A 24,386-nucleotide genomic window follows, 5' to 3' on the forward strand; every position below is an offset into this window, starting at 1 on the left:
CGTAAAAATATAATTGCTTCTTAAGGCAAATTTAGGTGTAATGGAAGCATAATAAACGCTGAGTAAAGCAGGGATAGCTTAGATGCGATAGGCTCGCCAGTAACGTTGGCTTGATATCGCTTAGGCCAGAAAAAGCAAATTCCCATAGCATAAACAACACCAACTCTGACACACCGAGCAGGTAGCGGCTCAGTCCAACAAGCGATTATGCAACACAAACTGCGTGTCGCATAAATACTAAAATGTTAGGGCTATTGAACATCGATGGTGCATGAGTTAAGGAATATATGAAAGCGATGATGTTGCTATCTCCAACACTTGGGATAGCTAGATTTTTCAAAACAAAATACGATAGAACCAAAGTAATTAAATCGTTGAATTCAATTTACCTAGGTATTGCGATTGTAAGCTTTATTGGTTTGCTCATTTATCAAGAGTACACCACGCCAATTGGCAAACTTGAACTGAATAACGAGTTGAGTTATTCGCTCATATTCCTTTGGTCTTATTTTTTACTGTCTCGGTGTAATGAGATTTTCTGGGCGTTTCTAAAAGATGCTTTCGATAAAATGGATAAGGATAAAGAATCTGATAGTAATTTATCTCCAAGCGACAGAATAAAGTTATCCCTTAAAAGCTATCTGGAGTTAATTGTAAATTTTGCAGTGCTCTTTTTGTTACTTCCTCAGACAGAGAAAGTATGGAATTCGGGAAACGCCCCAAGCAATATAGCTGAGGCACTGTACTTCAGTGGCGTGACAATCACAACTCTTGGATATGGGGATATTAGCCCAAGTCATTGGTGGCCTCAATTTTTAACGGTTTATGAAGTGTTTTGCGGCTTTATATTATTAATAGTGTGCTTTGCAATTTACGCAGGCAGATTGGATAAATAGCCCTAACAAGCGAATCAACGAAAGGACTAAAAAAGCTTGGCTTAGTTCGTTCCTCACTAATTATAGCCAAGCTCTTTTAGCTTGTTATTCGGGCGTTAGGTGAAAGGAAGATTCAGTGGATAATCAAATAGCATTTGCACTAAATGATGGAGCATTTTGGCTTTCGATATTTTTCGGGGTTCTTGGAATTATTGTAATTGCAGGCGTCATTTGGTTTGGAAAACAAATCTATACCGCTACATTGTGGGATGCGTTAAGAGTTAAAGAAAGCAGACTTATAGATATGCTGTTGGGAAACTCCCAGCATAACAGTGCAAACGAACTTAAAGCACTAGTTGACTCATATGCAGATCATCGTGATAAAAGAAATGAATTTTGGTCTATCTATGGGCAAACAGTTTTAGCTGTTTTTATCGTTATTACTCTGGCTATTTTGATGATTACTAAAACAATTAGCGCAGAAGCTGGATTACCAATACTTTCAGCTGTTTCAGGCTTTGCAATTGCTAAAGGCACTAGTTCAGGTAAAGGTTCAACCAATAACATTTCACCAGATGATAATGAGCAAAGACGCTAATTTCACCTAACAAGCCATTAAAGCGGGACTGCTAAAGCTTGGCTCGATTCCGCTTCGCTTAACATTTTAGCCAAGCATTTATCAGCCCCTTAATGGGGCGTTATATCTCTAAAGGGAATTCATGAGCAAAGTTAAGATTAAGCTAGTTTCTATTGGTCATTTACCTTTGGAGTTTGATCCAAAGAAACTCAAAAATTTTTCTTCTTCATTATTTGAAGTAGTTGGGAACGTTGATAATCACGAGTTGCGGTGCAATTCTGATGGCATTGATTGGGAGTTTTCTGATGACTTAGTTATAAAACAAATGCCTCATCTAAATAACGCAGACTTTATGATTGCAATTGTAAATGTCCCACTGGAAGGCAATTGGTATTCTCGAAGACTAGGCAATAATCAAGTTGTTTTCACATTTTACGAAATTAAAGACGTCTTAAACTTTTCTAATATTCCTTTGGAAAACGTTATATACCGACTGCTAACTGCTTATACCTTTGCTTACAAAAGAAACAGTAACAAAATTCCAGAATTTCATGAAATGACCGATTTTACTCACGACGAAACGCGTGGCTGTATTTTCGATATGAACGGCATTAAATCCGATTTAGTCGCTTCATGCCATAATCCTATTATCTGTGGTGAATGCAAAGAAAAACTTAGGCGAGATCGTGTGTCAAACGATGACATAGAGTCAGCGGAAAAAGATATTAAAAAGATCCGAAAAGACCTTTATTTTCGCATCTTGGAAAAGGTAAAGCGTCACCCAATTTGGGCTCTATTTCTTTCAAGTTTATTTGCGTTCTTGCTAGGAGTTGCTGGCTCAATTACTGGTTCTTTTGTATTCGAATATTTAAAAAGTGACGAAAGTCAGCAACGAGATATAACAAGTGGTTCAATAGGACAGCCTGCTGCTACGGTTGAAAAAACACCTTCGCAACAGTCTGCCAATTAACCAAGCGTTACTGACTAAATACTCTAACTTGCTTTTGTCCAAAAACAAGTTACTAATCAAAATCTCGCACTAAAAAAACAAAAAAGCGCGACCCAACTAAGCCGCGCTTTTTGCTATCAATTCACAATTAAAGTGTGTAGCTAAAAGTTAATTTAGCATTACGCTCTTCACCTGGCATACCGCCTAAGAACATTGCTTTTGAGTAATAGGTTTTGTTAAACAAGTTATTTAGGTTTAACTGTAGTTTCCAATCATCTGTTTGGTATTGAATTGCGGCGTCGTAAACCGTGTAACTCGGTACGTAGCCATCAGGAATACCAAACGAGGTTGAGTTTGTGCTGCGGTCATCAACATATTGTACGCCTGCGCTAATTGTCAGTGACTCGGCTAAATCAAACCATTTAGCGTCATAGCTTAACCAGCTGCTTGCTGTTACATAAGGCACACCTTTTTGGCGAGTATCGAAAGATGATGAGTTAGGGTTTTTCTTATCGCGGGCGTCTTGATAAACCGCGTTTACGTTAAGTTTCCACTGCTCATTTAAATCGGCATTTAAATCAAGTTCAACACCTTTGGTTTGCTCTTCACCATCGTAAAAGCTTTTTGGTACTGAGGCATCAGATACACCGGCTTCGTAATCTGGGTTGGCATACTCAAGGTTTGTACGAGCACTATCAAATACCACAAGTGATGCTAGTAGTTGATCATCAAAGGCTTTTACACGCATACCAATGTCGTTACTGACTGACTCGGCGTCATCGCGGTCTGCTTCGTTACCCGACACACTACCAAGTACGCTGTAGGCTGTGCGACCTTTGGAGTGGTTTACAAAGAACGAAATATCATCGCTAAGTTTGTATGTTGCACCTAGGTTGTAGGTCATACCGCTGTCTGATGTATCTGCTTCTGGCGTTGGCTCGGCGGCACTAGCGCGGTAGCGCGCATCAACGCCAAAGTGTTCGTAGCTTTGTTTAATACGATTAAAGGCAACACCTACTCGGGTTGTGAAAGTGTCGTGAATATAGGCAACATGTTGAATACCTACACCCCAAGCTTGAACTTTTTTGTTGTAATCGCTGGTTTTTAGCGGGTCGTAATCAAAAAAGCTGCCTTCGCCCCAGTTCGGCTTACGAATATCAAAAATGTAAGGTAATTGACCTTGGTAAATAACCTCTCCATCTTTGTTTTTAATAACCTTGTCGGCATCGTAAATTGAGTATTGTTTAAAACGAATATCGCGGTCTTCGTAGTTGGCGTTTACCAGTAGTTCGTTATCGATTCCGGCAAAGCTAAAGTCATAACGCAAGTCAGCAAAGTATTGCCATGATTTTTCGTCAGCTTCTACTTGGCGGTACTCTTGGCGACGAGCAGCAAATGGGTAAAGTACGTCATCAACCACTAAAGGAGCGCGCGGATCAGCATTGATCACGCCTCTGCGGTTCCAATAAACATAGTTATAAGCACCCGTTTGGCGGGCAAAGCTTGATTCGTAATTACGGTATTGTAGTTGCTGATTTAAAAATAAATTATCAGTAATAAAATAGTTATGGGTTAACTTAAAGCGCAGCTCTTCGCCTTCGTTATCATTCGCCATTGGCGAGATAATACCGTTATGACCAAAGGTATAAGGTGTTAAACCATCATTTGCTGCCAGTGAATCTGCTAATTGCTGACGTTGCTGATCGGTTAGTTGCAGGCCTTTTGCCGTTGCATCGTTAATTAAATCGGCAGCGGTTACTTCACCTGCGGTTTTACCATTCACTGAGTCGCTGTTAAAAATACGAATAGGGTGGCCAATTGAATCAACGGCAATGGCATCTTTGATATAAGCGGCCGAAATCATGATGTCTTGTTTGTCGCTTAATACGTATTTTAACGCACCATAAATTTCATCACGGTCGTCTTTTAAGTCGCGGTAACCATCGCTGCGAGCGGTTTTTGCGTTAACGCGATAAGCAAGGTTGTCGGTTAATGCTGCTGTGCTATCAAAGCCTAATGAGTAGCTATCCCATTGACCAAGCTCGGCATTAACAGTGTGTTTTTCAGTAAATTGTGGTTTCTTTTCAATAAGGTTGATAACACCACCTGCGCTACCCATACCATATAAGCCTGTAGCAGGGCCTTTAAGTACTTCTACAGATTCAACATTGGTCATTGAGCGTGTTGGGTTAAAGGTGTTACCTAGGCCTGCACCGCCGTACATGCCATCGTAAGTATAGTTTGCACCTAAACCGCGGATCACTAAGTTATCGCCAATACCGTAGTTATTACCGGCTTGGGTTACACCACTGATGTTGCGTACTAAGTCTTGTAAGTTTGTTGCGCCTTGCGAGTTGATAAGCTCTTGATCAACAACTACAACCGGGGCTGGCGTTTCCATTAGGGTCATATTTGATTTAGTGGCAAGGCCAGATTCAAGTACTACACGGTTTTGTTTGTCGTAAACGGTAATACGTTCAACTGAATCTAAATCGTTGGCGGTTGCATTGAATGCGCTTAAGCAGGCTAGGGCTAAAATTGAGTATTTATGTGTCGTCATTATAGGTAATTTGTCGAGATTTTTCGGCAATGATAATGCGAGCCATTTTCATTTCAAGTTTTATTTATCTATTTTGGGTAATTTCTTTATTTAGATACAAGTTGCTAACAACTGATTTGTGATTGGTAATTTTGTTTACGATATAGATACAAAGAAGGGTTGCTGACTTCACTCATGCAAAGCCAGCATAATAGCTTATTTAAAAACTTTACCGTCTTTCATAACAAATTGTACATCTTCTAGTACTGCAATGTTTTCAAGCGGGTTGCCTTTAACGGCGATAATATCGGCTAAGAAACCGCTTTTGATTTGGCCAAGTTGATCATCAGCTTTAAGTAGTTTGGCACTATTGATGGTGGCAGACTGCAATGCTTGCAGCGGTGTCATACCAAACTCAACCATACGCGAAAACTGCTTCGCGTTATCGCCATGAGGGTAAATCGCTGCATCAGTACCAAACACCATGTTTACGCCTGCTTTTACTGCACGGCTAAAGCTATCGCGTTGCTTTTTAGATACTTGGCGTTCTTTATTTAGGTTTTCTTCTGCAACCCCGTTTTGTTCGCCAAAGGCAAGGGTGTACTCAGTATTGTAAATATCCATTGAGAACCAAGTACCGTGTTTTTTCGCAAGTTTAATGGCTTCGTCATCGACAAAACTAACGTGCTCAACACTGTCTACACCAGCAACAATGGCTGCTTTAATACCACTGGTACCGTGCGCATGGGCTGCAACGGTGAGGCCACGTAAATGAGCCTCGTCAACGATGGCGTTCATTTCGTCTTGGCTATATTGTTGAATACCGACTTTTGTGCCTTTTGAAAATACCCCGCCTGTAGCGCAAAACTTAATGGCATTAGCACCGTACTTAATGTTTTCACGTACTTTAGCGCGCACAGCCCATGGGCCATCAGCAACGCCTTCGGCGGTGTATTTCATTTCTGGTGGTAAACGGTTGTTATCGCAGTGACCGCCAGTAACACCTAAAGACGGGCCAGCCGCCCAAATACGTGGGCCAACAATATCGCCTGCGTTAATGCCATCTCGTACTGCAATCACGCTGTAGCCTTCTGCGCCTAAGTTACGCAGCGTTGTAAAACCTGCATACAGTGTTTTTTCGGCAAAATGCGCCGCTTTAATTGCTTTGCGCGGAATCGATTGACCAATTCGCTCACTGCGCGGCACGGTAGGGTCGCTCGTTAAATGCACATGCATATCCATTAAACCTGGCACCAGAGTCAATTCTGGTAATTGAATATGCTTATCGCCACCTTTTAAGCTAGGCTGTTTATTGCTTTGTACAGCTGTAATTTGACCATTATCTATACTAACAAGTGGCGATTTAATCAGTTTACCTGAATTTACATCTACCATGGATTTTGCCGATAAGTAGGTGGTTGCGTAGGTATTTAAAGAGGTTAGGCAGGCTAGGCCTAAGCTAATAGCAAGAGCTGTCTTTTTCATTTTTATTCAAAATTGGTAAGTCGAGCCGCCACTCTAGCAATCAGCTTACAAAGTGTAAATAAACTGCGATAAGTTGCAGCGATACTTGCTAAATAGGGAACTAAACCCTCATAATTTACGCGTACTTAATATAAGGGCAGGGAAAGAATGAAAAACGTAAAACTAGCACTACTTAGTTCAGCGGTGATGTTTGCATTACTTGGTTGTAATGAATCAACGCCAAGCAACGAAAAACCAACTCAAGAAGTAAGCAAACAAGCACCAAGCGCAACGTCAGCCACAGAGCAACTTGATACATTACTAGCAGACTACTTTGAAGTAGGCTTAAAGTTTAATCCAATTGGTGGTACTTACATTGGCCGTAGCGAATATAACGACCAATTTATTGCACCTATTAGTAAAGCAAACCGCGATGAGCAGCTTAACTTTGTTAAAGAATACAAAAACAAACTAGCAAATATCGACAAGGCGCAATTAACAGGTCAATCATTATTGAGCTACGAAATTCTAGCCCGCGATTTAGACCTTGCGATTGAAGGCGCTCAGTTTCCAAGTTACTTAATGCCAATTAACCAAATGGGCGGGGCGCACAATACCTTTGCTGCGTTAGGTTCTGGGCAAAGTGCACAGCCTTTTAACACGGTTGAAGATTATCAAGCATTTGAAAAACGTGCTGATGGTTTCATCGCGTGGTTAGACAGTGTTGAGCAATCAATGCGCCAAGGCATGAAAGACAAAGTGGTTCTTCCTAAGCCGCTTGCTGAAAAATTATTACCGCAATTTCAAACTCATATCGTAGAAAAACCAGAAGAGTCATTATTCTGGGGGCCAATTGCTCAGTTACCTGAGTCTTTCAGCGACAAGCAAAAAGCACAGCTAACAAGCGCGTACACGGCGATGATCAGCGAGCGTTTAGTGCCTGCGTATCAAAAAATGGCTGACTTTTTAGCGAATGAATACATTCCAAATGCCCGTGAAAGCATTGGTTACAGCGACCTGCCAAATGGTAAAGCATGGTATGAGTATCAAATTAAACAGCATACTACGCTGAGCCTAAACGCCGATGAAATTCATGACATTGGCTTAAGCGAAGTATCGCGCATCTTATCTGAGATGAAAAAAGTCAAAGAGACAGTCGGTTTTGAAGGCGATTTAAAAGCGTTTTTTGAACACCTAAGAACCTCAGATGAGTTTTACTACGATACGCCTGAAGAGCTAATTGCTGCGTACGAAGCAGTAAAAGAAAAGATTGATGCTAAGCTGCCGCAAATGTTCGATATTGCGCCAAAAGCGCCATACGTTGTAAAAGCAGTTGAAGATTTCCGCGCTGAATCTGCTGCGGGTGCATCTTACCAGTCGCCAGCGCCAGATGGCTCACGCCCAGGTATTTTCTATATCAATACCTTTAATCTAAAAGCGCAGCCTAAGTTTTTACTTGAAACCTTATCTATTCACGAAGCCGCGCCGGGTCATCACTTTCAAATTGCCTTGCAGCAAGAAATTGAAGGATTACCGCTGTTCCGTAAATTCGGTGGCTACACGGTATTTGCAGAAGGTTGGGCATTGTATGCAGAAAGCTTAGGTAAAGAGCTTGGCTTATTTACCGACCCTTACATGTGGTACGGCCGTTTATCAGATGAGCAATTACGTGCAATGCGCTTAGTGCTTGATACTGGTTTCCACGCAAAAGGCTGGACACGTCAACAAGGTATTGATTACATGTTGGCTAACTCATCAATGGCCGAAAGCGACATTATTGCTGAAGTTGAGCGTTACATTGCATGGCCGGGCCAAGCGCTGTCGTACAAGTTAGGTCAGTTCAAAATTCAAGAACTACGTGACTTCGCGAGCAAAGAGCTAGGCGATAAGTTCGACATTAAAGCTTTCCATACGCAAGTTCTGATTGATGGCGCATTACCTATGCCAATTCTTGAAGAGAAAATTAAGCGTTGGGTTAACGAGCAAAAATAGCACCTTTGCGCGCATGCTGGCTTTACGCTAGAATGCGCGCTGTTTAGGGGCTTTGAGTAATACCATGTTAGAAGATCAATTTTGGCTTAAGCGCTCGCTTGAGCAAATGTCACAACCCGAATGGGAAGCCATTTGTGACGGCTGTGGTAAATGTTGTTTAAACACATTTATCGACAGTGAAGACGAAGATGAATTTACCGCAACGGATCAACTTCGCGAGGGTGAAGAACTGATCTTCACTAATATTGTTTGCCAATACCTAGACAACGACACCTGTGGGTGCAGCGAATATGCGAACCGCCAAACCTTGGTGCCTTCATGTGTAAAGCTCACTAAAGAAAACCTCAAAGATATCTTTTTTATGCCGCAAAGCTGTAGCTACCGCCGCCTTTACGAAGGCCGTGGCCTTGCGTCTTGGCACCCGCTACTGAACGGTGGCAGTAAAGATATGATGCATGAGTTAGGTATTTCTGTGCGTGACAAAACAGTGAAAGACTGTGATGTAGACCTTGATGACTTTGATCTGTACGTGGCCGAATGGCCAACCAGAGACATTGATTAATGAGCACACTTAAAGCAAGCATTGGCTTATTAAACCCAAAAAGCCCAACGAATGTGGGTGGGGTATTACGTGCCGCGGGTTGTTACAATGCTAAGCAGGTGTTTTTTACTGGTAGCCGCTATTTACGCGCTAATAAGTATCACACCGATACCAAAAATGTACTTGAGCATATTCCGCTAACGCAAGTCGAAAGCCTAGAGCAAGCAAAGCCTGAGGGTGCCACAACGGTGGTGATTGAGCTTGTTGAAGGTGCAACGCCGCTGCCTGAATTTAAGCACCCTGAAAACGCATTTTATGTATTTGGCCCTGAAGATGGTTCGGTCAGTAAAGACGTGCTGAAATGGTGTGATGAAGTAGTGTATGTGCCAACTATAGGCTGTATGAACCTAGCCGCAACCTGCAATGTGGTGCTATACGACCGACTTGCCAAACTCGGTGGTATTGAGAGTTCAAACGACACCATTTGTAATAGCCGTGACACCAACAACTCACTAAAATGGCAACAAAAAAAGAGCGCTAAATAGCGCTCTTTTTAGATTCAAATTCAAAAGCTACTTTTTAGTAATTTGTACGTTACTTTCAAGGCCAATGCCGTTGTCAGTAATGTCTGTGGCAAAATAAACACCGACAGGTTGCTCGCGTAGGGAATCAAGCTCAGCCATTTCTTCATCACTTAATTGACCCGTTGATGCAATCGTATCAAGTAAAGGTAATAAGATTTTTTGAACGTCGAATGCCATGTTCACAAAACCATTTTTAGTGACACTTTGCGACTCTAAAGTCTCGGCAATCTGCGCTGACTTATCACCCGTAAAAATCACAATATGATTGCCTTTAAGGGCCATTTTAATATCAAAGTTAAGTGGCACAGGCGATGGAATGTATTCATTGATCAACACTGCATCACCATTGGCTGGTAGTTTTATGTTAGCAAGCGGCGGTACAAAACCTTGCGCAATTGAATACAAGCCATGGGCATCGGTCGCCGATAGAGTAACAATGGCATCAAGCTTATCAATTTGTGGGCCGTTGTAGTCATCAATGGTCAATGCAGCATCTTGAACGCTTACACTCATGCCTTGTACGCCATTTGCAAAACCCGACACCATAGCAAGGCCAGCAGTGCTCACTTCTTGCATTTCATTTTGTAGTGCGACAATTGGGCCACAGTTAAACTCAGCTGATTTAATTGCACCCGTTAATGTGTTGGCTAGCGGCAGGACTTTTGCTACATCAATACCATAAGCAACACTCATCATTTGCCCGTCAAGCCCAGTGGTATGTTTTGGTACAAAGCCACGTACGGCTTGAAGAGTATTAAGTAAGTCTTGATCTGTGCTTTGCAGTACTGCTTTTACGTCAAAGTCAGCGTAGTCGGCTGTAATACGTGTTTTTGTTGTGCCTGATACAGTCGCAGGCCATTTAGCGGCAATGGCAGCAATATCATCTTGGCACTCAGGAGTTGAAATCATTGCTAACGCATTTGCTTGCTGGGCTTTATCAAGTAGCTCTTTGAGCATCTGGTGTAAGCGAGAGTCTTCTTTGCCTGTTACAGCATTGGCGATACGTTGGTGATCAACAAAGCCAACCGAGTTACCATCAAGCGAGAAAGTTTTAATAAGCTCAGGTAGCTTTTTAGTTTCAGCTAGTGATTGAGCCGGTTTTTCTACGCCAAGGGCAATACGTAAATCTTGTTCATTAGAAAGCGCAGTGGTTAGCGTGATGGTAGCCCAATTGTTGTGAGTTGATGCAATTAGGTTGAAGTTATCTAAGCCTTCAAGCTCAATCGCAAAGCGCGTGTAACTTACGCCTTCAAGGCTTTCAGTTGTATAAGCAATACCGGCTTCATCAGCTGATTGTTTAATGCTATTGATAATGCTGCTTTGATCTGCGACCTGAAAGCGCACAATCGGCATTAAACCTTGCGCATACATCATGCCTTTGTAGTCATCACCAAAACCCCAAACCGATTTAAAGGCATCGTAAGAGCTCAGTGATTGCTGGTATTTTTCCATCAGTGATGCAAGGAATAGGGCATTCTTATCATCAACAGTTTTAAGCTCAGCAATGATGGGCGTTAAATCGCTAGTACCTTTCATTGCATCTGGCATAAGCGCAAAATACTTGCTATACGGAAAGGGTTTAAGTTGACCATAAAAAACCGCCGTATCGGCAGGTACGTATGCAAGCTCTGGTAAATCTACATCAACACTGGCTTTATTTTGTGAGTACAACAACGCACCTGCAACAATGGCAATCGCGCCCCCAGCAAGAAGCTTATTATTCATAGGATGAATTCCTTTTTCTTTAATTAGTTAAAAAACATACCATGAAATTTAAGCACTCTCCACTAGAGTGCTTAATAGATTTGTAAGCAATTATGAGCTGTTATAAAAGATCTTCGGCGCTAGGTAATGATGCAAATGCACCATAACGGCTTACAGCAAAAGCGCCGGCCTTCGCTGCGTAAGCAATGGTTTGTTCGATATTATCTGGAGTTTGACAAAACGCTTTAAAGCTTTGTTTGTTTTCACAGTGCTGACCAATCTTTGAGAGCATGCCGCCAATGAACGCATCGCCTGCGGCTGTGGTATCAACCACTTTTGTAGCTGGTGGGCTAACTTGGCCTTTAAAGTCTGCGTGGTAAAAGCTGATTGCTTCGCCGCCATTAGTAACTAGCAAACAGGTTACACCCGCCTTTAAAATGGCATCAATAGTATGCTCAAGTGGCATTTCTTGATGGCTTTTTTGATTTAAAAACTCAAGCTCTTCAAATGACAGTTTCACGATATCTGAAAGTGATATAACGTGCCACATTCTATCAAGCGTATGGCGCATACTTGGCCAAAGGTTTTCGCGCAGATTCATATCAAAGCTACAAATTGCACCGGCTTTTTTCGCCTGAGTTAAACCATAAATTGTGGTTTGATAGATGTTGTGCTCAGTTAAACTGTTGCTGCATACATGCATGATGGCGTGATTTGCAAACATTGCATGGTCAAAGTCGTCCACTCGATACAGTAAATCTGCGGCTGGTGGGCGATAAAAGCTAAATGAGCGTTCGCCACTGTCATCAAGTGATACAAACGCCAATGCTGTTTTAGCCGCATCGGTGAATGTACAGTACTGGGTGTTTACTGCATGCTGGTCAAGCTCTTGTTTAATAAAGTGACCGAACATATCATCGCCTAACATACCGCAAAAACTGGTGTTTAGGCCTAGTTTTGCTGCTGCAACAGCCACATTAGCTGGTGCGCCACCTGCGTATTTGGTAAATGATTCTGGTTGTTTACCATCAGATAAAAAGTCGATTAATGCTTCGCCAAAACACACTAAACTCATTATGCATTCCTCAAGGTTAAGGTTCTTAATACTTCGTAGCAGGCACCCATAGTATGGTAGTCGGTTTTGCCTGCTGGCGATTTTTCGTCACTGTATGGTTGGTTTTGTGCTGATAAAATGCGATACCACGCACCATATTGGTGATCTACCATATGTTGCCAACTGTACTGCCAAATTTTTTCGTACCACTGCCAATAGCTTTCGTCATTTGTGGCATCAGCGAGTAGGGCTGCTGCGGCTAATGATTCGGCCTGCACCCAAAAGTATTTATCGCTATCACAAATTTGTTTATTTGGTGCAAAGCCATAGAAAATGCCCCCATGTTGCTGATCCCACGCGATGCTCAGGGTTTCATCAAACAGGCTTTTAGCGCGCGTTACCAGCCAAGGTTCATCAATATGGCGGTTTAAAATAAGTAATAGTTTTGCCCACTCAGTTTGATGACCTGGTTGAAATCCCCAAGGTCTAAATAAATGCTGCGGGTCATCTTTGTTGTAATCTAAATCGATTTGCCAATTTTTAGAGTAGTGCTCCCACACCAACTGCTGGCTGTGGGCTGCCAGTTTTACGGTAAAAGTTTCGGCAAGTTGTTTAGCGCGTTTTAAATAACGGGTCTCGTTAGTTGCTTCAAAACACATGAGTAAGGCTTCGCATAAATGCATATTGGCATTTTGGCCGCGATAGTCATCTGCACAGCTAAAATCGGCATTTTGCTCATCTAAATAGGCATTATGCTGTGGTTCAAAGTAGTGCTGCTCTAATAAATCCCATACCTGTGAAATAGTTTTTTTGCAGTCGTTCACCCCTGCTTTTAAAGCAACCGCGTTTGCAAGCATAACAAAGGCAAGCCCATAGCAATGGTTGGTGTCGTCTAACACTGTTACTGTGCCGTTATCATCTTGCTCAATAAGCCAAGCATAACCACCAGATGCTTGTTTATGCGCATGTTCAAGGTGGGCTAAACCATGTTTAGTGAGGCTTAAATATTCTGGATCTTTAAACTCGATATACGCCATCGCGTAATTAAAAACAAAGCGGGTACTCGATACTAAATGGCGAGTGTGTTTATCGTAAACCGCGCCATTATTTTTAAAGAACTGATAAAAGCCCGCTAAGCCATGGGCTGAATGATCAACACAATGGGGGTGATAAAAAGCAAGAGTATCTTGGATATGCTGCTTAAGAAAATCAGGGCTTTTAAAGTCAGCTGTGGCCATGGGTTATTAATAAATCTGTGTTCATCTTGCAACTATAGCAGGAAATAAAAATATTGGAACGTTCCTAGTAAATCTTTGTGCTATTTTTACTTCAATGTGTAGAATCAAAGGTAACTTGTTAACGGAGTGAAAACCACGTGAGTGAAATAAATACAAACCAATCGTTTGTCGCCGATGGTTCGCAGCAAAATAAAAACTACCTGCTACCACTGACAGCAATGACAACCTTGTTCTTTTTATGGGGTTTCATTACAGTTTTAAATGACGTGTTGATCCCGCGCTTAAAAGGGGTATTCGATTTAACCTACACAGAGGCAATGCTTGTTCAGTTTTGTTTCTTTGGTGCTTACTTTATTGTTTCGCTACCTGCGGGTATGTTGGTTAAAAAAATGGGCTACAAAAATGGCGTACTAACCGGCTTAGTCGTAGCATCAATTGGCTGTATGTTATTCTACCCAGCAGTTGTTGTGCATGAGTACTGGTTATTCTTAGGTGCGTTATTTGTTCTAGCCGCTGGTATTACCGTATTACAGGTATCTGCTAACCCTTATGTTGTAGCGTTAGGTCCTGAAAAAACGGCGTCGTCACGTTTAAATTTAGCACAAGCACTTAACTCACTAGGTACCACAGTTGGTCCATATGTGGGTGGTATTTTATTCTTTGGTACAGCAAGCACATTAGCTGCAAACGCAGCAACTGCAGAATCTGTAAAAGTGCCTTACCTTATGCTTGCAGCAGCACTACTGACCATTGCTGTAGTATTTGCTTTCTTTAAATTACCAGTGATTGCAGAGCATACAGAAGAGCAAGACTGTAAAGCGAAAGGCCACAGCCTTGCCGAAGCACCTCATTTAATGATGGGTGTTATAGGTATCTTCTGTTACGTAGGTGCAGAGGTTTCAATTGGTAGCTTCTTAGTAAACTATTTTGGTGAAGAACACATCGCTGGCCTTGAAGAGCATGCGGCTGCAAGCCTAATTGCTTATTACTGGGGCGGTGCAATGGTGGGTCGTTTCATTGGCTCTGCAGCTCTGCAAAAGATTGCGCCTTCAAAAGCGTTATTCTTTAATGCCATGATGGTTATTGTATTGCTGTTAGTGACTATTTTCACTGAAGGTGATGTGGCGCTTTACTCTGTACTTGCGATTGGTTTATTTAACTCAATTATGTTCCCGACTATTTTCTCTGTTGCTATTGAAGGTTTAGGCTCACTAACTAGTAAAGGTTCGGGTTGGTTATGTTTAGCAATCGTTGGTGGTGCCTTAGTACCATTAGTACAAGGTGTAGTCGCTGATACAGTAAACATCCAACAAAGCTTCTTCGTACCAGTGATTTGTTATGCATTTATCGCTTGGTATGGCTTAAATGTTGTACGTTTAGCTGATAGCTGGAAAAAACGCATCGGCTAAAAATAACAATTAATAAAAACCCCGCACTGAGTTGCGGGGTTTTTTTGTGCCATTTTTTTGCTATACCGAAAAAACTAGATGACAAAATGATTTAATGAATACGTATTCAGGGACGGTTTAAGTAATAATTAACAGGAACGTTCCAATTGGTTTTTGCTGCTTTTTTATTAATGTGACTTAAGAAGTGGAATTGGCTGCCGTTAACAAAGTAATTGAATTTCAAAGAAAGCGTACTTTAATAAAAGGAACGTTTTTCTAGTTTTAGCTTAATTTTATAAGACAAAGAGCTTTAAATTTGTTAAATATAATGAGGCTAACAACGAAAAAAATAACAAACAGGTTTGTCATGCAAAGCACTCTTAAATTTACCACCAAGGTAACTGTGGCTGCATCACTGGTTTTAGTGATAGTGCTCGGTTTATTCACCATTAATAACTTCATCTCTATGCGCAGCCAAACGCAGGAGCAGCTTTCGCTCGTTCTTCAAGAGATTTCTCAGTCAGTGTCGCAAAACATAGCTAACTGGTTAAATGCTAAATTAGCGATTGTTTCGTCAGTTGCTGATACCTATCAACTTGGTGATAGCAAAGAACTTACACTTACGCAGCTGAATACAGCCGACAAAGCGGGGAGTTTTAAGAATACCTATATTGGTATCACGGATGGCACCTTTGTATTGAATGACCAATCTGTTGTCTTACCGCCAGACTACGATGCAACAACACGCCCGTGGTACAAGCTTGTTGAAAACAAAACAAACACTGCCTTTACTGCTCCTTATATTGACGTAACCACCAATGAACTGACTATTTCAGCTGTAGCGCCTATGCAAGCCAACGGTGTGTTTAGTGGGGTTGCAGGTGCCGACATCGACATGAAAACCATTACTAAAATCGTCAACGAAATTGACTTTTTAGGCTTTGGTTATGGTTTTTTACTAGATAGTGAAGGCCGCATTTTAAGCCACCCAGAAACTAAATTTAACGACAAAAACATGAGTGACTTATTTGGTAAAAGCTTGTCGTTACAATCTGAGTTTGTTGAAGTACAGGTAGGTGGCTTAGACAAATTGGTATCGTTTACCAAAATCAAAGGAATTCAAAACGTTGATTGGTATTTAGGTGTGGTGATCAACGAAGAAATTGCTTACTCATCAGTTGCCTCATTTAGAAATATGGCGGCTATTTACATGCTAATGGGTATAGTGGCGATTGTATTAATGATGCAGTTTTTACTTCGCTATTTAATGCGTCCAATGCAGCGCTTAAACGATGCAATTAAAGATATTGCCCAAGGTGAGGGGGATTTAACTCGCCGTCTTGAGGTTGAAAACAATGACGAGTTTGGCGAGTTAAGCCATTACTTTAATGCGTTCATCGAGAAAATTCATACATCAATCGAGCAAGTTAAAAATACCACCGTTGAGCTTGAACGCTTAGTTGAGAGTTTAGTTAACCAAACTCAAGGCACGCTCGACATGTATGCTGACCAAACAAAACGTACTGATAACGTGGCAACGGCAATCAATGAACTGACATCGAGTGCGGTAGAAATCTCAAATAGTGCAAGTAATGCGTCAACGTTAGCAACCAGTGCTAACAGCCAATCGTTACAAAGCCAATCTGCATTAGCTGACAACTTATCCGCGATTAATGCTTTATCTCGTAATATGGAGCAGGCGCAAAAAACCATTAATAGTTTAGATGCACACACTGTAAGCATTGGCCAAGTGCTTGAAGTGATCAAAGGTGTGAGTGAACAAACTAACTTGCTCGCTCTTAATGCGGCGATAGAGGCGGCCCGTGCCGGTGAAGCAGGTCGTGGTTTTGCGGTTGTAGCTGACGAAGTACGCCAACTTGCGCACCGTACACAACAATCAACACAAGAAATCGAAGACACCATTTCTCAGTTACAACAAGGTTCTGCGACTGCCGTTGAAGTTATGACGGCCAGTATTCGCGACAGTGAAAAGAGTGTTGAGCAAGCTCATGTAGCAGGCGATAAAATGGCTGAGGTAACCCGTGCCATTGAGTCAATCGATGAGGTGAACCACAGTGTTGCTAATGCCACGACTGAGCAAAACCAAGTGATTCAAAGCCTAGACAGTGATATACACTCAATTAGTGAGCTTTCAAATCAAGGTCAAAGCAATCTTAATAATACATTGAATGAGTGCACTAAATTGAAAGCCCAGTTCTATGAGCTTGAGCAATTGGTACTTAAATTTAAAGTTTAGTTGTTAAGAGACTGCAATTTTGGATCAAAATTGGCTTAATGCCATTACGTTAAACAGTGTCGACACGGCGGATAAACAGCGTCGTGCCTTCACGTTATTTGCCATGGCTTTTTTTGCCATCGTATTAATCACTTCGTTAGTGTTATCTAACTATCAAATTTACGCCTTACCGCTCACTATTATGTTAGTGGTGAGCGATATAACTATTGTGCTGTGCATGCTCTATTACTTTCGCACTGGTGCTTTAGTCTCTGTAAGCTGCATTATTTTATCGATTATTTTGCTTCTCTGTGTGGCCTTGGTGTACACCGGCGGCAAAGAAAACACCGCTTTATATTGGCTCATGTTTTACCCTATTGTGGCTTATGTCACTTTAGGGTTAAAAGTGGGCAGTGTGTTGGTTGGTATTATGTACGCTAGTGCAGTTGCACTGCTGTTCAGCCCCAACTTTGGGCAAGCGCATTACGGGCAAGTTGAAACCTCACGGTTTTTAGCCTCTTTCACTATGGTAATTTTGTTTTCTGGGATCAGTGAATACTTTAGGCAAAAAAGCCATCAAAAAATTGCTGATATTACCTTAATAGAAAAACGCGATGCATTAACAGACCCACTAACAGGCCTTGCCAATCGTCGTTACATTTATGAGCATATTCAGCCGCGCCTTGAAGCTGAAGCGGCTAATTATTTACCTATGTCGGTATTATTAATTGATTTAGATAACTTTAAATCACTTAACGATACTTATGGTCATGACTTTGGCGATCAGGCATTAATAGCCTTTACCTCTATGCTGCACGATAAATTACGTGGCACAGATATAAAAGCCCGTTATGGCGGCGAAGAGTTTATTATTTTGCTGCCAAAAGCCGGGCTTAACATTGCCCATGCGGTGGCTGAAAAACTGCGTAGTTATGTCGCCGAAAAACAGATCCCTTATGATGTTGGGCAGTCTGTAACCATTACCTGTAGTATTGGCATTGCCAGCCTAGAACGTGGTAGCCAATTTAGTAAAGCGATTAAACAAGCCGACGACAACCTCTATAAAGCCAAAGCGAAAGGGCGTAATGTAGTGGTCTCTGATTTAACTGAGATAAGCTAAATGGCCAAGCTAATTTATGTATACGACCCAATGTGTAGTTGGTGCTGGGGCTACAGAGAAACCTGGTTAAAACTAAAAGCTGCCCTTGACGATAAACTGGCTATTGAATATAAAGTGGGTGGCCTTGCGCCTGATTCAGATGAGCTAATGCCAATAGATATGCAGCAGTTTTTACAGCAAACATGGCAACGTATAGAACAGCAGCTTGGCACTCCATTTAATCATGAGTTTTGGCATACCGCGCAACCACGTCGCTCTACTTACCCTGCATGCCGTGCTGTGCTTGTTGCAAGGCAGCACAATAAAGAATGTGAAATGCTTTACGCCATTCAAAAAGCCTACTACTTAAATGCACAAAATCCATCTGACATCAGCACTCTTGCAAGCCTTGCTGAGCAAATAGGGTTAGAAAAAAACGCATTTATAAACGAAATTGAAAGTGAAAAAATAAATTCATTACTCATGGCCGAAATAAACCAAGCCAGAAGCTTACCTATTCAAGGATTTCCATCTTTAGTCCTTGAAAATAAAGGGCTATACACTGCTATCCCGGTTAATTATCAAGACTGGCAAAGCACTTATCAGCAAATAACATCTCATATTTAGTTCCCGAAACCCTCCAACTTTTGCCTTATCTTTGCGCAATATAAACTAATTGTTACAGCTGTCATATTTTTGTATTTTTTGCGCAACATGCTTGTCATTTTTCATCGTTATCCTTTCGCACAATAAAACAACCCAACTAGCAAATTAAGCTAACTTAACGAGTAAAGGTGTATGCGATGAAAGGCGTTAAACCACTGATTTTAGCAGGTATTGTAGCGGCATCTGCAGCAGTACATGCAAACGATCTAGATAAAGTAATTGATAAAAGCAGCGAGATAAACAAATCTGCAGCGCAATCACAAACTAAAATCGACAAGATTGCAGATTCAATGCAAGGTCGTTTACAACAATTCAAAGCCCTTAATAAAGAAATTGACGGCTTAACTGTTTATAACGCGCAACTTACTAAGCAATTGAATAACCAAATTGCAGAAATGGACGCGTTAAACGAGTCAATGGATCAGGTATCGGTTATCGAGCGTCAAATTACGCCGTTAATGATGCGTATGATCACAGGTCTTGAACAATTCGTTGCACTAGACGTGCCTTTCTTAACTGAAGAACGTAGCAAGCGTATTGCATCATTAAAAGAAATGATGGATCGCGCAGACATCACTTCAAGTGAAAAATTCCGCCGCTTACTTGAAGCTTACCAAGTAGAAGTTGATTACGGTCGCACTATCGAAGCGTATACATCATTACTGAATGTAGATGGCCAAGAGCGCGAAGTAGATTTCTTACGCATCGGTCGTTTAGAACTTATTTATTTAACACGCGATGGCAAAAAAGCAGGCAGCTGGGATAAAGAAACAAAATCGTTTGTTGAATTACCAGATTCTGCAATCAGCCAAATCAACAAAGGCTTACGCATTGCACGTAAGCAACTTGCCCCAGATATGTTAACACTGCCAGTCCACGCTGCTGAATAAGAGGTTTGAGATGAAATTATTTACGAAAATGACAAAAATGGCCGTGTTTGCAGCTGGCCTTGGTTTTGCTGGTAGCAGCCTAGCGGCTGAGCCAATGGATTTAGACTCATTACTAAAAACATTAGAGCAAGGTAAAGCACAGCAAAGCGCCGAAAATAAACAACGTGAACAAGAGTTCATGGCACGTCAAAACGAACAAGTACAAATGCTTAAAGATACACAAGCAAAACGTACTGCAATGCTTAACGAATCAGAGCGTTTAGAAACTCAGTTTGAAGAAAACGAAGTAAAGCTAGCTAACTTAACAGACACACTTTCTAACCGCATGGGTTCACTTAAAGAACTATTCGGTGTGTTACAACAAGTTGCGGGCGATTCAAGCAACAAATTCATGACGTCAGTTGTTTCTGCAGAGCTTCCTGGTCGTAGTAACTTCATGGATGAACTAGCACAAAAAATGGGTTCAACGTCAAAGCTTGCTTCTATCGATGATATCGAAAAAGTTTGGTTTGAATTACAACGCGAAATGACTGAGCAAGGTAAAGTATCTCGCTTTACAACAGATGTAATCGTTGAAGGTGGCAGCAAAGCACAAAAAGAAGTGGTGCGTGTTGGTGCATTTAACTTAATCGCAGACGGTAAATACCTTGAGTACACACCGGCTACAAATACAATCAGCCAGCTTACGCGTCAGCCTAGCAGCCGTTACACAGCAACTGCAGCTGATTTACAGCAAGCAAATTCAGGTGTTGTACCGTTCGCACTTGACCCTACAGGTGGTTCAATCTTAGGCCTTTTAGTACAAGCACCAGATACTGAAGAGCAAGTTCACCAAGGTGGTACGGTTGGTTACATCATCTTAGGTGTTGGTTTAATCGCTTTACTAATTGCACTTGAGCGTTTTGTATCTCTGATGATTATGGGTAGCAAAATCCGTCGTCAGCTTAAAGACACAGTGGCACGTGATGACAATCCACTTGGTCGCGTAATGAAAGTGAAAGATCAGTACCCAGATGTAGCGTACGACACGCTTGAGCTTAAATTAAGCGAAGCAATCATTCGTGAAATGCCAAAAATTACTCGTAACCTGACGCTAATTAAGATTATCTCTGTGGTAGCACCACTACTTGGTCTACTAGGTACGGTAACCGGTATGATTAACACCTTCCAAGCAATTACCTTGTTCGGTACAGGTGACCCTAAACTAATGGCGGGTGGTATTTCTCAGGCACTTGTAACAACGGTACTTGGTCTGGTTGTGGCTATCCCAACAGTATTCTTATACACACTTCTTAACACGCGTTCTAAAAATATGCTGTTGATTTTACAAGAGCAAAGCGCAGGTATCATCGCAGAGCGAAGCGAGAAAGGAGCATAAATCATGGTGCTATTGATTGATGCAATCAATGCTCTACGTGATTTCCTCGACACAGGTGGCCAAGTTCTCTTGGTCATCGGTGTCCTCATCTTCGCGATGTGGTTATTGATACTTGAGCGTTTTATGTATTTCTTTGGTGGCTTTAAACGCTACAAGAAAGACGTAAAAAGTACTTGGAGCAATAGAGCAGAGCGTAACAGCTGGAACGCAGAGCAAATTCGCCAAACGATGATTTCACGCGCTGGCATGCAACTAAATAATAACCTTGCGCTAATCAACGTAATGGTTGCGTTATGTCCACTTTTAGGTCTGTTAGGTACCGTAACCGGCATGATCGAAGTATTTGATGTAATGGCAATCACAGGCACAGGCAGTGCACGTTCGATGGCATCAGGGGTGTCTAAAGCCACTATCCCAACAATGGCCGGCATGGTGGGTGCACTTTCAGGGGTTTTCGCATCAACGTTCTTACAACGTCGTGCAAAACGCGAAGTGCAATTACTTGAAGACAACATGGTCTTAGACCACTAAACGAATTTTAGGGTGATGTGAGCATCACCCACTAGGAGACTAACAATGAGAGCGCCACTAGGTAACTTATTTCAAGAAGACGACGCTGAAGAAATCAACATGACGCCAATGCTAGACGTTGTTTTCATCATGCTTATCTTCTTTATCGTAACAGCATCATTCGTAAAAGAAGCCGGTATTGATGTAAACCGCCCAGAAGCGGCAACGGCAGTGAAAAAAGAGCGTGCCAACATCTTAGTTGCTATTTCTGACAAAGGTGAAATTTGGATCAACAAACGCCAAGTAGATGTTCGTGCAGTACAAGCAAATATCGAGCGCTTAAAAGCTGAAAATCCACAAGGTAGTGTGGTTATTCAAGCTGATAAGAAAGCCACAACCGATGTACTTATTAAAGTAATGGATGCATCACGTGCTGCAGGCGCATTTGATGTGTCGATTGCTGCGCAAGAAGCATCATAAGGAATGTGAGCGATGCGTTATATAGTTGCATTAATCATCGCTGGTATCGTGACTGTCATGCTGTTTTTAGGCATGCAGGCACTGATCACCGGTGGTGAAGGGGCCATGTCTGAGCCCGTAAAAGGAAACGTACTTGATTTTGTTCGTCTGAAAAAAGAAGAGACAGTGCAAAAGAAAGAACGTAAACCGCAAAAGCCACCAACGCCAAAAGAGCCACCTCCGCCAATGGAATCACCGCAAATGCAAAACAGTGATCCTAACGCGAGCAATGCCAACTTTGACTTTGGTGCCAGTGTTGAAGCCGACGTTAACTTAGCTGGCGGCTTAGCCCTTGAATCAAGCGACGGTGAATACTTACCGATTGTAAAAGTAGCGCCTGTTTATCCGCGCCGAGCTTTATCGCGTGGGATCGAAGGCTATGTGATTGTTGAGTTTACAGTAACCAAGCAAGGCACAGTACGTGACCCGAAAGTTATTAAAGCTGAACCAGAGTCTTTGTTTGACCGCGCTGCGATGGATGCAGCACTTAAATTTAAATATAAACCGCGCGTTGTTAACGGTGAAGCTGTTGAAGTAGCGGGCGTACAGAACAAAATTTCTTTCCAAATTAACGGTTAGAAAAGAGGAATGCGATTATGAAACCTTTAAAAGTTGCCGTGATTTGCGCGGCTGCTTTCACAAGCAGCCTTGTAGTCCCAAGCGTTGTTAGCATGTTACCAGGTGTCACACTGGCAACGGCTTACGCACAAGAACAAAAAACTAAACGGGTACCTGCACTGCGCGAAAAAGTGTATAGCCAATTAGCACGAGCACAAAAGCTGGCTGATGATGGAGATGCAAAAGCAGGGTTAGAAGCTCTTGATAGTATTCAAGAGCGCTCTTCGAGCATGAACTCGTATGAAATTGCCATGATGCATAATTTCTACGGTTTTATTTACTACAACGAAAACGACCTTGATAAAGCAATTGCATCGTTTGAAAAAGTAGTAAACGAAGATGCGATTCCAGAAACCTTACGTGTAAGCACCACGTTTAGTTTAGCGCAACTTGCAATGGCTAATAGCGATTACGAAAAGGTAATCAAATATTTAGCACAGTGGGATGTGATTAACGACAAGCCTAAAACAGATGCTTATTATGTATTGAAATCTCAAGCGTATTATCAGCTTAAAGATTACCAAAAAGGCATTGAAAACATTAACCTAGCTATCGCAGAAGCCGACAGCAAAGGTGAAATGCCAAAAGAAAACTGGTTAATCTTACAGCGTGCAATGTACTACTCACTTAATCAGTCTGACAAAGTGGTCGAGGTACTTGAACGTTTAGTTAAGCTTTACAACAAGCCAGAGTACTGGGTTCAGTTAGGCGGCATGTACGGTGAAACGGGCGCAGAGAAAAAGCAATTAGCGGTTTTAGAAGCGGCATATCAACAAGGTTTCATGAAATCTAAATCAGATCTACGTCAATTATCACAAGTGTATTTATACAACGGCCTGGCTTTTAAAGCGGCAAATGTTATGAGTAAAGCTATGCAAGACGGTGTCGCTGAAAAATCAGCGAAAAACTATGCCTTTGTTGCAGAAGCGATGGTACAAGCAAAAGAAGCTGAAAAGTCACTTGCTTACTTTGCAAAAGCCGCTGATTTAGTAACGCATGGTCAGTACGAACAACGTATTGCAGAGGTAAGCATCAATCTTGAAAAATACGAAGAAGCAGCGGATGCAGCACGTAAAGCCCTAGATAAAGGCGGCTTAGAGTTTGAATCGAATGTGTATGTTGCCTTAGGTATGGCGCAATACAATTTACAAAACTTTGATGCCTCGATTTTAGCGTTTGAACAAGCGGAAAAACACAAAAAGTCGCAGCGTTTAGCTGAGCAATGGATCAAGTATGTGAAGCGTGAAAAAGTGCACGCCGAAACATTACGTACCGCTTTACTCTAAATCGTATTCAACAGGTAAGCGTACAAAAGAACTAATTTATAATCGCAACACCAAAGCTGCCTTCGGGCGGCTTTTTTCAGTTCCTAAAATAAACTAACTTACTCTTTTTTATATAATTAATATTGTCATTTTATGTTTATTAAAGTGTAACTAGTTTGTCATACAGCTCCCGTAAGGTAGTCGCAGTTTAAAACTCAAGTGACCCAAAAGCATTAAGTTTCAGTGCTTTTTGGTGACTTGAGTTTATGCGCTAACACAATAATTAAATATCTATCTTAA

Annotated in this window: 21 protein-coding genes; 16 read left to right on the top strand and 5 right to left on the bottom strand. The window is 41.7% G+C overall.

What is annotated here, in order from left to right; genetic code table 11:
* The first annotated feature begins 287 nt into the window (after positions 1 to 287).
* The 3 genes from AOG26_RS18265 to AOG26_RS18275 all read left to right on the top strand — a co-directional run bounded on the left by AOG26_RS18265 (position 288) and on the right by AOG26_RS18275 (position 2,422).
* Positions 288 to 896, top strand: coding sequence for a potassium channel family protein (locus AOG26_RS18265; RefSeq protein WP_054563789.1), 609 nt, complete (start codon positions 288 to 290; stop codon positions 894 to 896).
* Positions 897 to 1,011: 115 nt separating this feature from the next.
* Complete coding sequence (locus tag AOG26_RS18270) at positions 1,012 to 1,473, top strand: hypothetical protein (protein ID WP_054563790.1); 462 nt, start codon at positions 1,012 to 1,014, stop codon at positions 1,471 to 1,473.
* Positions 1,474 to 1,594: 121 nt separating this feature from the next.
* On the top strand, positions 1,595 to 2,422 hold the full coding sequence (locus AOG26_RS18275) for a hypothetical protein (protein ID WP_200907877.1): 828 nt from the start codon (positions 1,595 to 1,597) through the stop codon (positions 2,420 to 2,422).
* Between the two features lie 127 nt (positions 2,423 to 2,549).
* Here the strand turns inward: AOG26_RS18275 and AOG26_RS18280 are convergent, their stop codons facing one another.
* Both AOG26_RS18280 and AOG26_RS18285 read right to left on the bottom strand, forming a co-directional pair.
* Entirely contained in the window at positions 2,550 to 4,961 is a 2,412-nt protein-coding gene (locus AOG26_RS18280; RefSeq protein WP_054563791.1) for a TonB-dependent receptor, read from the bottom strand.
* A 195-nt stretch (positions 4,962 to 5,156) separates the two neighbouring features.
* Positions 5,157 to 6,425, bottom strand: a complete 1,269-nt coding sequence (locus AOG26_RS18285) for a Xaa-Pro dipeptidase (protein ID WP_054563792.1) — start codon at positions 6,423 to 6,425, stop codon at positions 5,157 to 5,159.
* Positions 6,426 to 6,572: 147 nt separating this feature from the next.
* On the opposite strand from AOG26_RS18285, the gene AOG26_RS18290 reads away from it, so the two are divergent.
* The 3 genes from AOG26_RS18290 to AOG26_RS18300 all read left to right on the top strand — a co-directional run bounded on the left by AOG26_RS18290 (position 6,573) and on the right by AOG26_RS18300 (position 9,482).
* Complete coding sequence (locus tag AOG26_RS18290; protein WP_054563793.1) at positions 6,573 to 8,396, top strand: DUF885 domain-containing protein; 1,824 nt, start codon at positions 6,573 to 6,575, stop codon at positions 8,394 to 8,396.
* 64 nt (positions 8,397 to 8,460) lie between these two features.
* Positions 8,461 to 8,958 (top strand): YcgN family cysteine cluster protein, encoded by a 498-nt coding sequence (locus AOG26_RS18295; RefSeq protein WP_054552059.1) that lies wholly within the window; start codon positions 8,461 to 8,463, stop codon positions 8,956 to 8,958.
* Entirely contained in the window at positions 8,958 to 9,482 is a 525-nt protein-coding gene (locus tag AOG26_RS18300; protein ID WP_054563794.1) for an RNA methyltransferase, read from the top strand. Before AOG26_RS18295 ends, AOG26_RS18300 begins: the two co-directional genes overlap by 1 nt.
* Before the next feature lie 27 nt (positions 9,483 to 9,509).
* Here AOG26_RS18300 and AOG26_RS18305 read toward each other — a convergent pair whose 3' ends face one another.
* The 3 genes from AOG26_RS18305 to AOG26_RS18315 all read right to left on the bottom strand — a co-directional run bounded on the left by AOG26_RS18305 (position 9,510) and on the right by AOG26_RS18315 (position 13,517).
* The gene (locus tag AOG26_RS18305) at positions 9,510 to 11,246 is read right to left on the bottom strand and encodes a hypothetical protein (RefSeq protein WP_054563795.1); all 1,737 of its coding nucleotides are present in this window, start codon (positions 11,244 to 11,246) and stop codon (positions 9,510 to 9,512) included.
* A gap of 100 nt (positions 11,247 to 11,346) precedes the next feature.
* On the bottom strand, positions 11,347 to 12,300 hold the full coding sequence (locus tag AOG26_RS18310; protein WP_054563796.1) for a carbohydrate kinase family protein: 954 nt from the start codon (positions 12,298 to 12,300) through the stop codon (positions 11,347 to 11,349).
* Positions 12,300 to 13,517 carry an AGE family epimerase/isomerase gene (locus AOG26_RS18315; protein ID WP_054563797.1) on the bottom strand — a complete coding sequence of 406 codons (1,218 nt, stop codon included), beginning with the start codon at positions 13,515 to 13,517 and terminating at the stop codon, positions 12,300 to 12,302. The genes AOG26_RS18310 and AOG26_RS18315 overlap by 1 nt, the downstream gene beginning before the upstream one ends.
* A gap of 137 nt (positions 13,518 to 13,654) precedes the next feature.
* Between AOG26_RS18315 and fucP the strand changes: the two genes are divergently transcribed.
* The 10 genes from fucP to AOG26_RS18365 all read left to right on the top strand — a co-directional run bounded on the left by fucP (position 13,655) and on the right by AOG26_RS18365 (position 24,107).
* Positions 13,655 to 14,926 carry an L-fucose:H+ symporter permease gene (gene fucP, locus AOG26_RS18320; protein WP_054563798.1) on the top strand — a complete coding sequence of 424 codons (1,272 nt, stop codon included), beginning with the start codon at positions 13,655 to 13,657 and terminating at the stop codon, positions 14,924 to 14,926.
* Between the two features lie 346 nt (positions 14,927 to 15,272).
* Complete coding sequence (locus AOG26_RS18325) at positions 15,273 to 17,162, top strand: methyl-accepting chemotaxis protein (protein WP_054563799.1); 1,890 nt, start codon at positions 15,273 to 15,275, stop codon at positions 17,160 to 17,162.
* 19 nt (positions 17,163 to 17,181) lie between these two features.
* A complete protein-coding gene (locus AOG26_RS18330; RefSeq protein WP_235575516.1) occupies positions 17,182 to 18,261 on the top strand; it encodes a diguanylate cyclase in 1,080 nt (359 codons plus the stop codon).
* Positions 18,262 to 18,867, top strand: a complete 606-nt coding sequence (locus tag AOG26_RS18335) for a DsbA family protein (RefSeq protein ID WP_054563801.1) — start codon at positions 18,262 to 18,264, stop codon at positions 18,865 to 18,867.
* A 176-nt stretch (positions 18,868 to 19,043) separates the two neighbouring features.
* Positions 19,044 to 19,796 (top strand): DUF3450 domain-containing protein, encoded by a 753-nt coding sequence (locus AOG26_RS18340; RefSeq protein ID WP_054552068.1) that lies wholly within the window; start codon positions 19,044 to 19,046, stop codon positions 19,794 to 19,796.
* Between the two features lie 10 nt (positions 19,797 to 19,806).
* Positions 19,807 to 21,174, top strand: a complete 1,368-nt coding sequence (locus AOG26_RS18345) for a MotA/TolQ/ExbB proton channel family protein (protein ID WP_054563802.1) — start codon at positions 19,807 to 19,809, stop codon at positions 21,172 to 21,174.
* 3 nt (positions 21,175 to 21,177) lie between these two features.
* A complete protein-coding gene (locus tag AOG26_RS18350) occupies positions 21,178 to 21,705 on the top strand; it encodes a MotA/TolQ/ExbB proton channel family protein (protein WP_054563803.1) in 528 nt (175 codons plus the stop codon).
* Positions 21,706 to 21,750: 45 nt separating this feature from the next.
* The gene (locus AOG26_RS18355) at positions 21,751 to 22,164 is read left to right on the top strand and encodes an ExbD/TolR family protein (RefSeq protein ID WP_036971869.1); all 414 of its coding nucleotides are present in this window, start codon (positions 21,751 to 21,753) and stop codon (positions 22,162 to 22,164) included.
* Between the two features lie 12 nt (positions 22,165 to 22,176).
* Complete coding sequence (locus AOG26_RS18360; protein WP_054552071.1) at positions 22,177 to 22,782, top strand: energy transducer TonB; 606 nt, start codon at positions 22,177 to 22,179, stop codon at positions 22,780 to 22,782.
* 17 nt (positions 22,783 to 22,799) lie between these two features.
* Positions 22,800 to 24,107: a tetratricopeptide repeat protein gene (locus tag AOG26_RS18365; RefSeq protein ID WP_054563804.1), complete on the top strand. Its 1,308-nt coding sequence runs from the start codon at positions 22,800 to 22,802 to the stop codon at positions 24,105 to 24,107.
* Positions 24,108 to 24,386: the final 279 nt, after the last annotated feature.

Origin of the sequence: Pseudoalteromonas sp. UCD-33C, from assembly GCF_001306895.1 — a bacterium.
Lineage (GTDB): Bacteria > Pseudomonadota > Gammaproteobacteria > Enterobacterales > Alteromonadaceae > Pseudoalteromonas.

Bases quoted from the DNA above. Each gene is read 5' to 3' on its own strand.
- AOG26_RS18365 (WP_054563804.1), top strand. From the start codon at position 22,800: ATGAAACCTTTAAAAGTTGCCGTGATTTGCGCGGCTGCTTTCACAAGC.
- AOG26_RS18280 (WP_054563791.1), bottom strand. From the start codon at position 4,961: ATGACGACACATAAATACTCAATTTTAGCCCTAGCCTGCTTAAGCGCA.
- AOG26_RS18355 (WP_036971869.1), top strand. From the start codon at position 21,751: ATGAGAGCGCCACTAGGTAACTTATTTCAAGAAGACGACGCTGAAGAA.
- AOG26_RS18295 (WP_054552059.1), top strand. From the start codon at position 8,461: ATGTTAGAAGATCAATTTTGGCTTAAGCGCTCGCTTGAGCAAATGTCA.
- AOG26_RS18350 (WP_054563803.1), top strand. From the start codon at position 21,178: ATGGTGCTATTGATTGATGCAATCAATGCTCTACGTGATTTCCTCGAC.
- AOG26_RS18285 (WP_054563792.1), bottom strand. From the start codon at position 6,425: ATGAAAAAGACAGCTCTTGCTATTAGCTTAGGCCTAGCCTGCCTAACC.
- AOG26_RS18340 (WP_054552068.1), top strand. From the start codon at position 19,044: ATGAAAGGCGTTAAACCACTGATTTTAGCAGGTATTGTAGCGGCATCT.
- AOG26_RS18360 (WP_054552071.1), top strand. From the start codon at position 22,177: ATGCGTTATATAGTTGCATTAATCATCGCTGGTATCGTGACTGTCATG.
- AOG26_RS18325 (WP_054563799.1), top strand. From the start codon at position 15,273: ATGCAAAGCACTCTTAAATTTACCACCAAGGTAACTGTGGCTGCATCA.
- AOG26_RS18300 (WP_054563794.1), top strand. From the start codon at position 8,958: ATGAGCACACTTAAAGCAAGCATTGGCTTATTAAACCCAAAAAGCCCA.
- AOG26_RS18275 (WP_200907877.1), top strand. From the start codon at position 1,595: ATGAGCAAAGTTAAGATTAAGCTAGTTTCTATTGGTCATTTACCTTTG.
- AOG26_RS18305 (WP_054563795.1), bottom strand. From the start codon at position 11,246: ATGAATAATAAGCTTCTTGCTGGGGGCGCGATTGCCATTGTTGCAGGT.
- AOG26_RS18335 (WP_054563801.1), top strand. From the start codon at position 18,262: ATGGCCAAGCTAATTTATGTATACGACCCAATGTGTAGTTGGTGCTGG.
- AOG26_RS18345 (WP_054563802.1), top strand. From the start codon at position 19,807: ATGAAATTATTTACGAAAATGACAAAAATGGCCGTGTTTGCAGCTGGC.
- AOG26_RS18265 (WP_054563789.1), top strand. From the start codon at position 288: ATGAAAGCGATGATGTTGCTATCTCCAACACTTGGGATAGCTAGATTT.
- AOG26_RS18290 (WP_054563793.1), top strand. From the start codon at position 6,573: ATGAAAAACGTAAAACTAGCACTACTTAGTTCAGCGGTGATGTTTGCA.
- AOG26_RS18310 (WP_054563796.1), bottom strand. From the start codon at position 12,300: ATGAGTTTAGTGTGTTTTGGCGAAGCATTAATCGACTTTTTATCTGAT.
- AOG26_RS18315 (WP_054563797.1), bottom strand. From the start codon at position 13,517: ATGGCCACAGCTGACTTTAAAAGCCCTGATTTTCTTAAGCAGCATATC.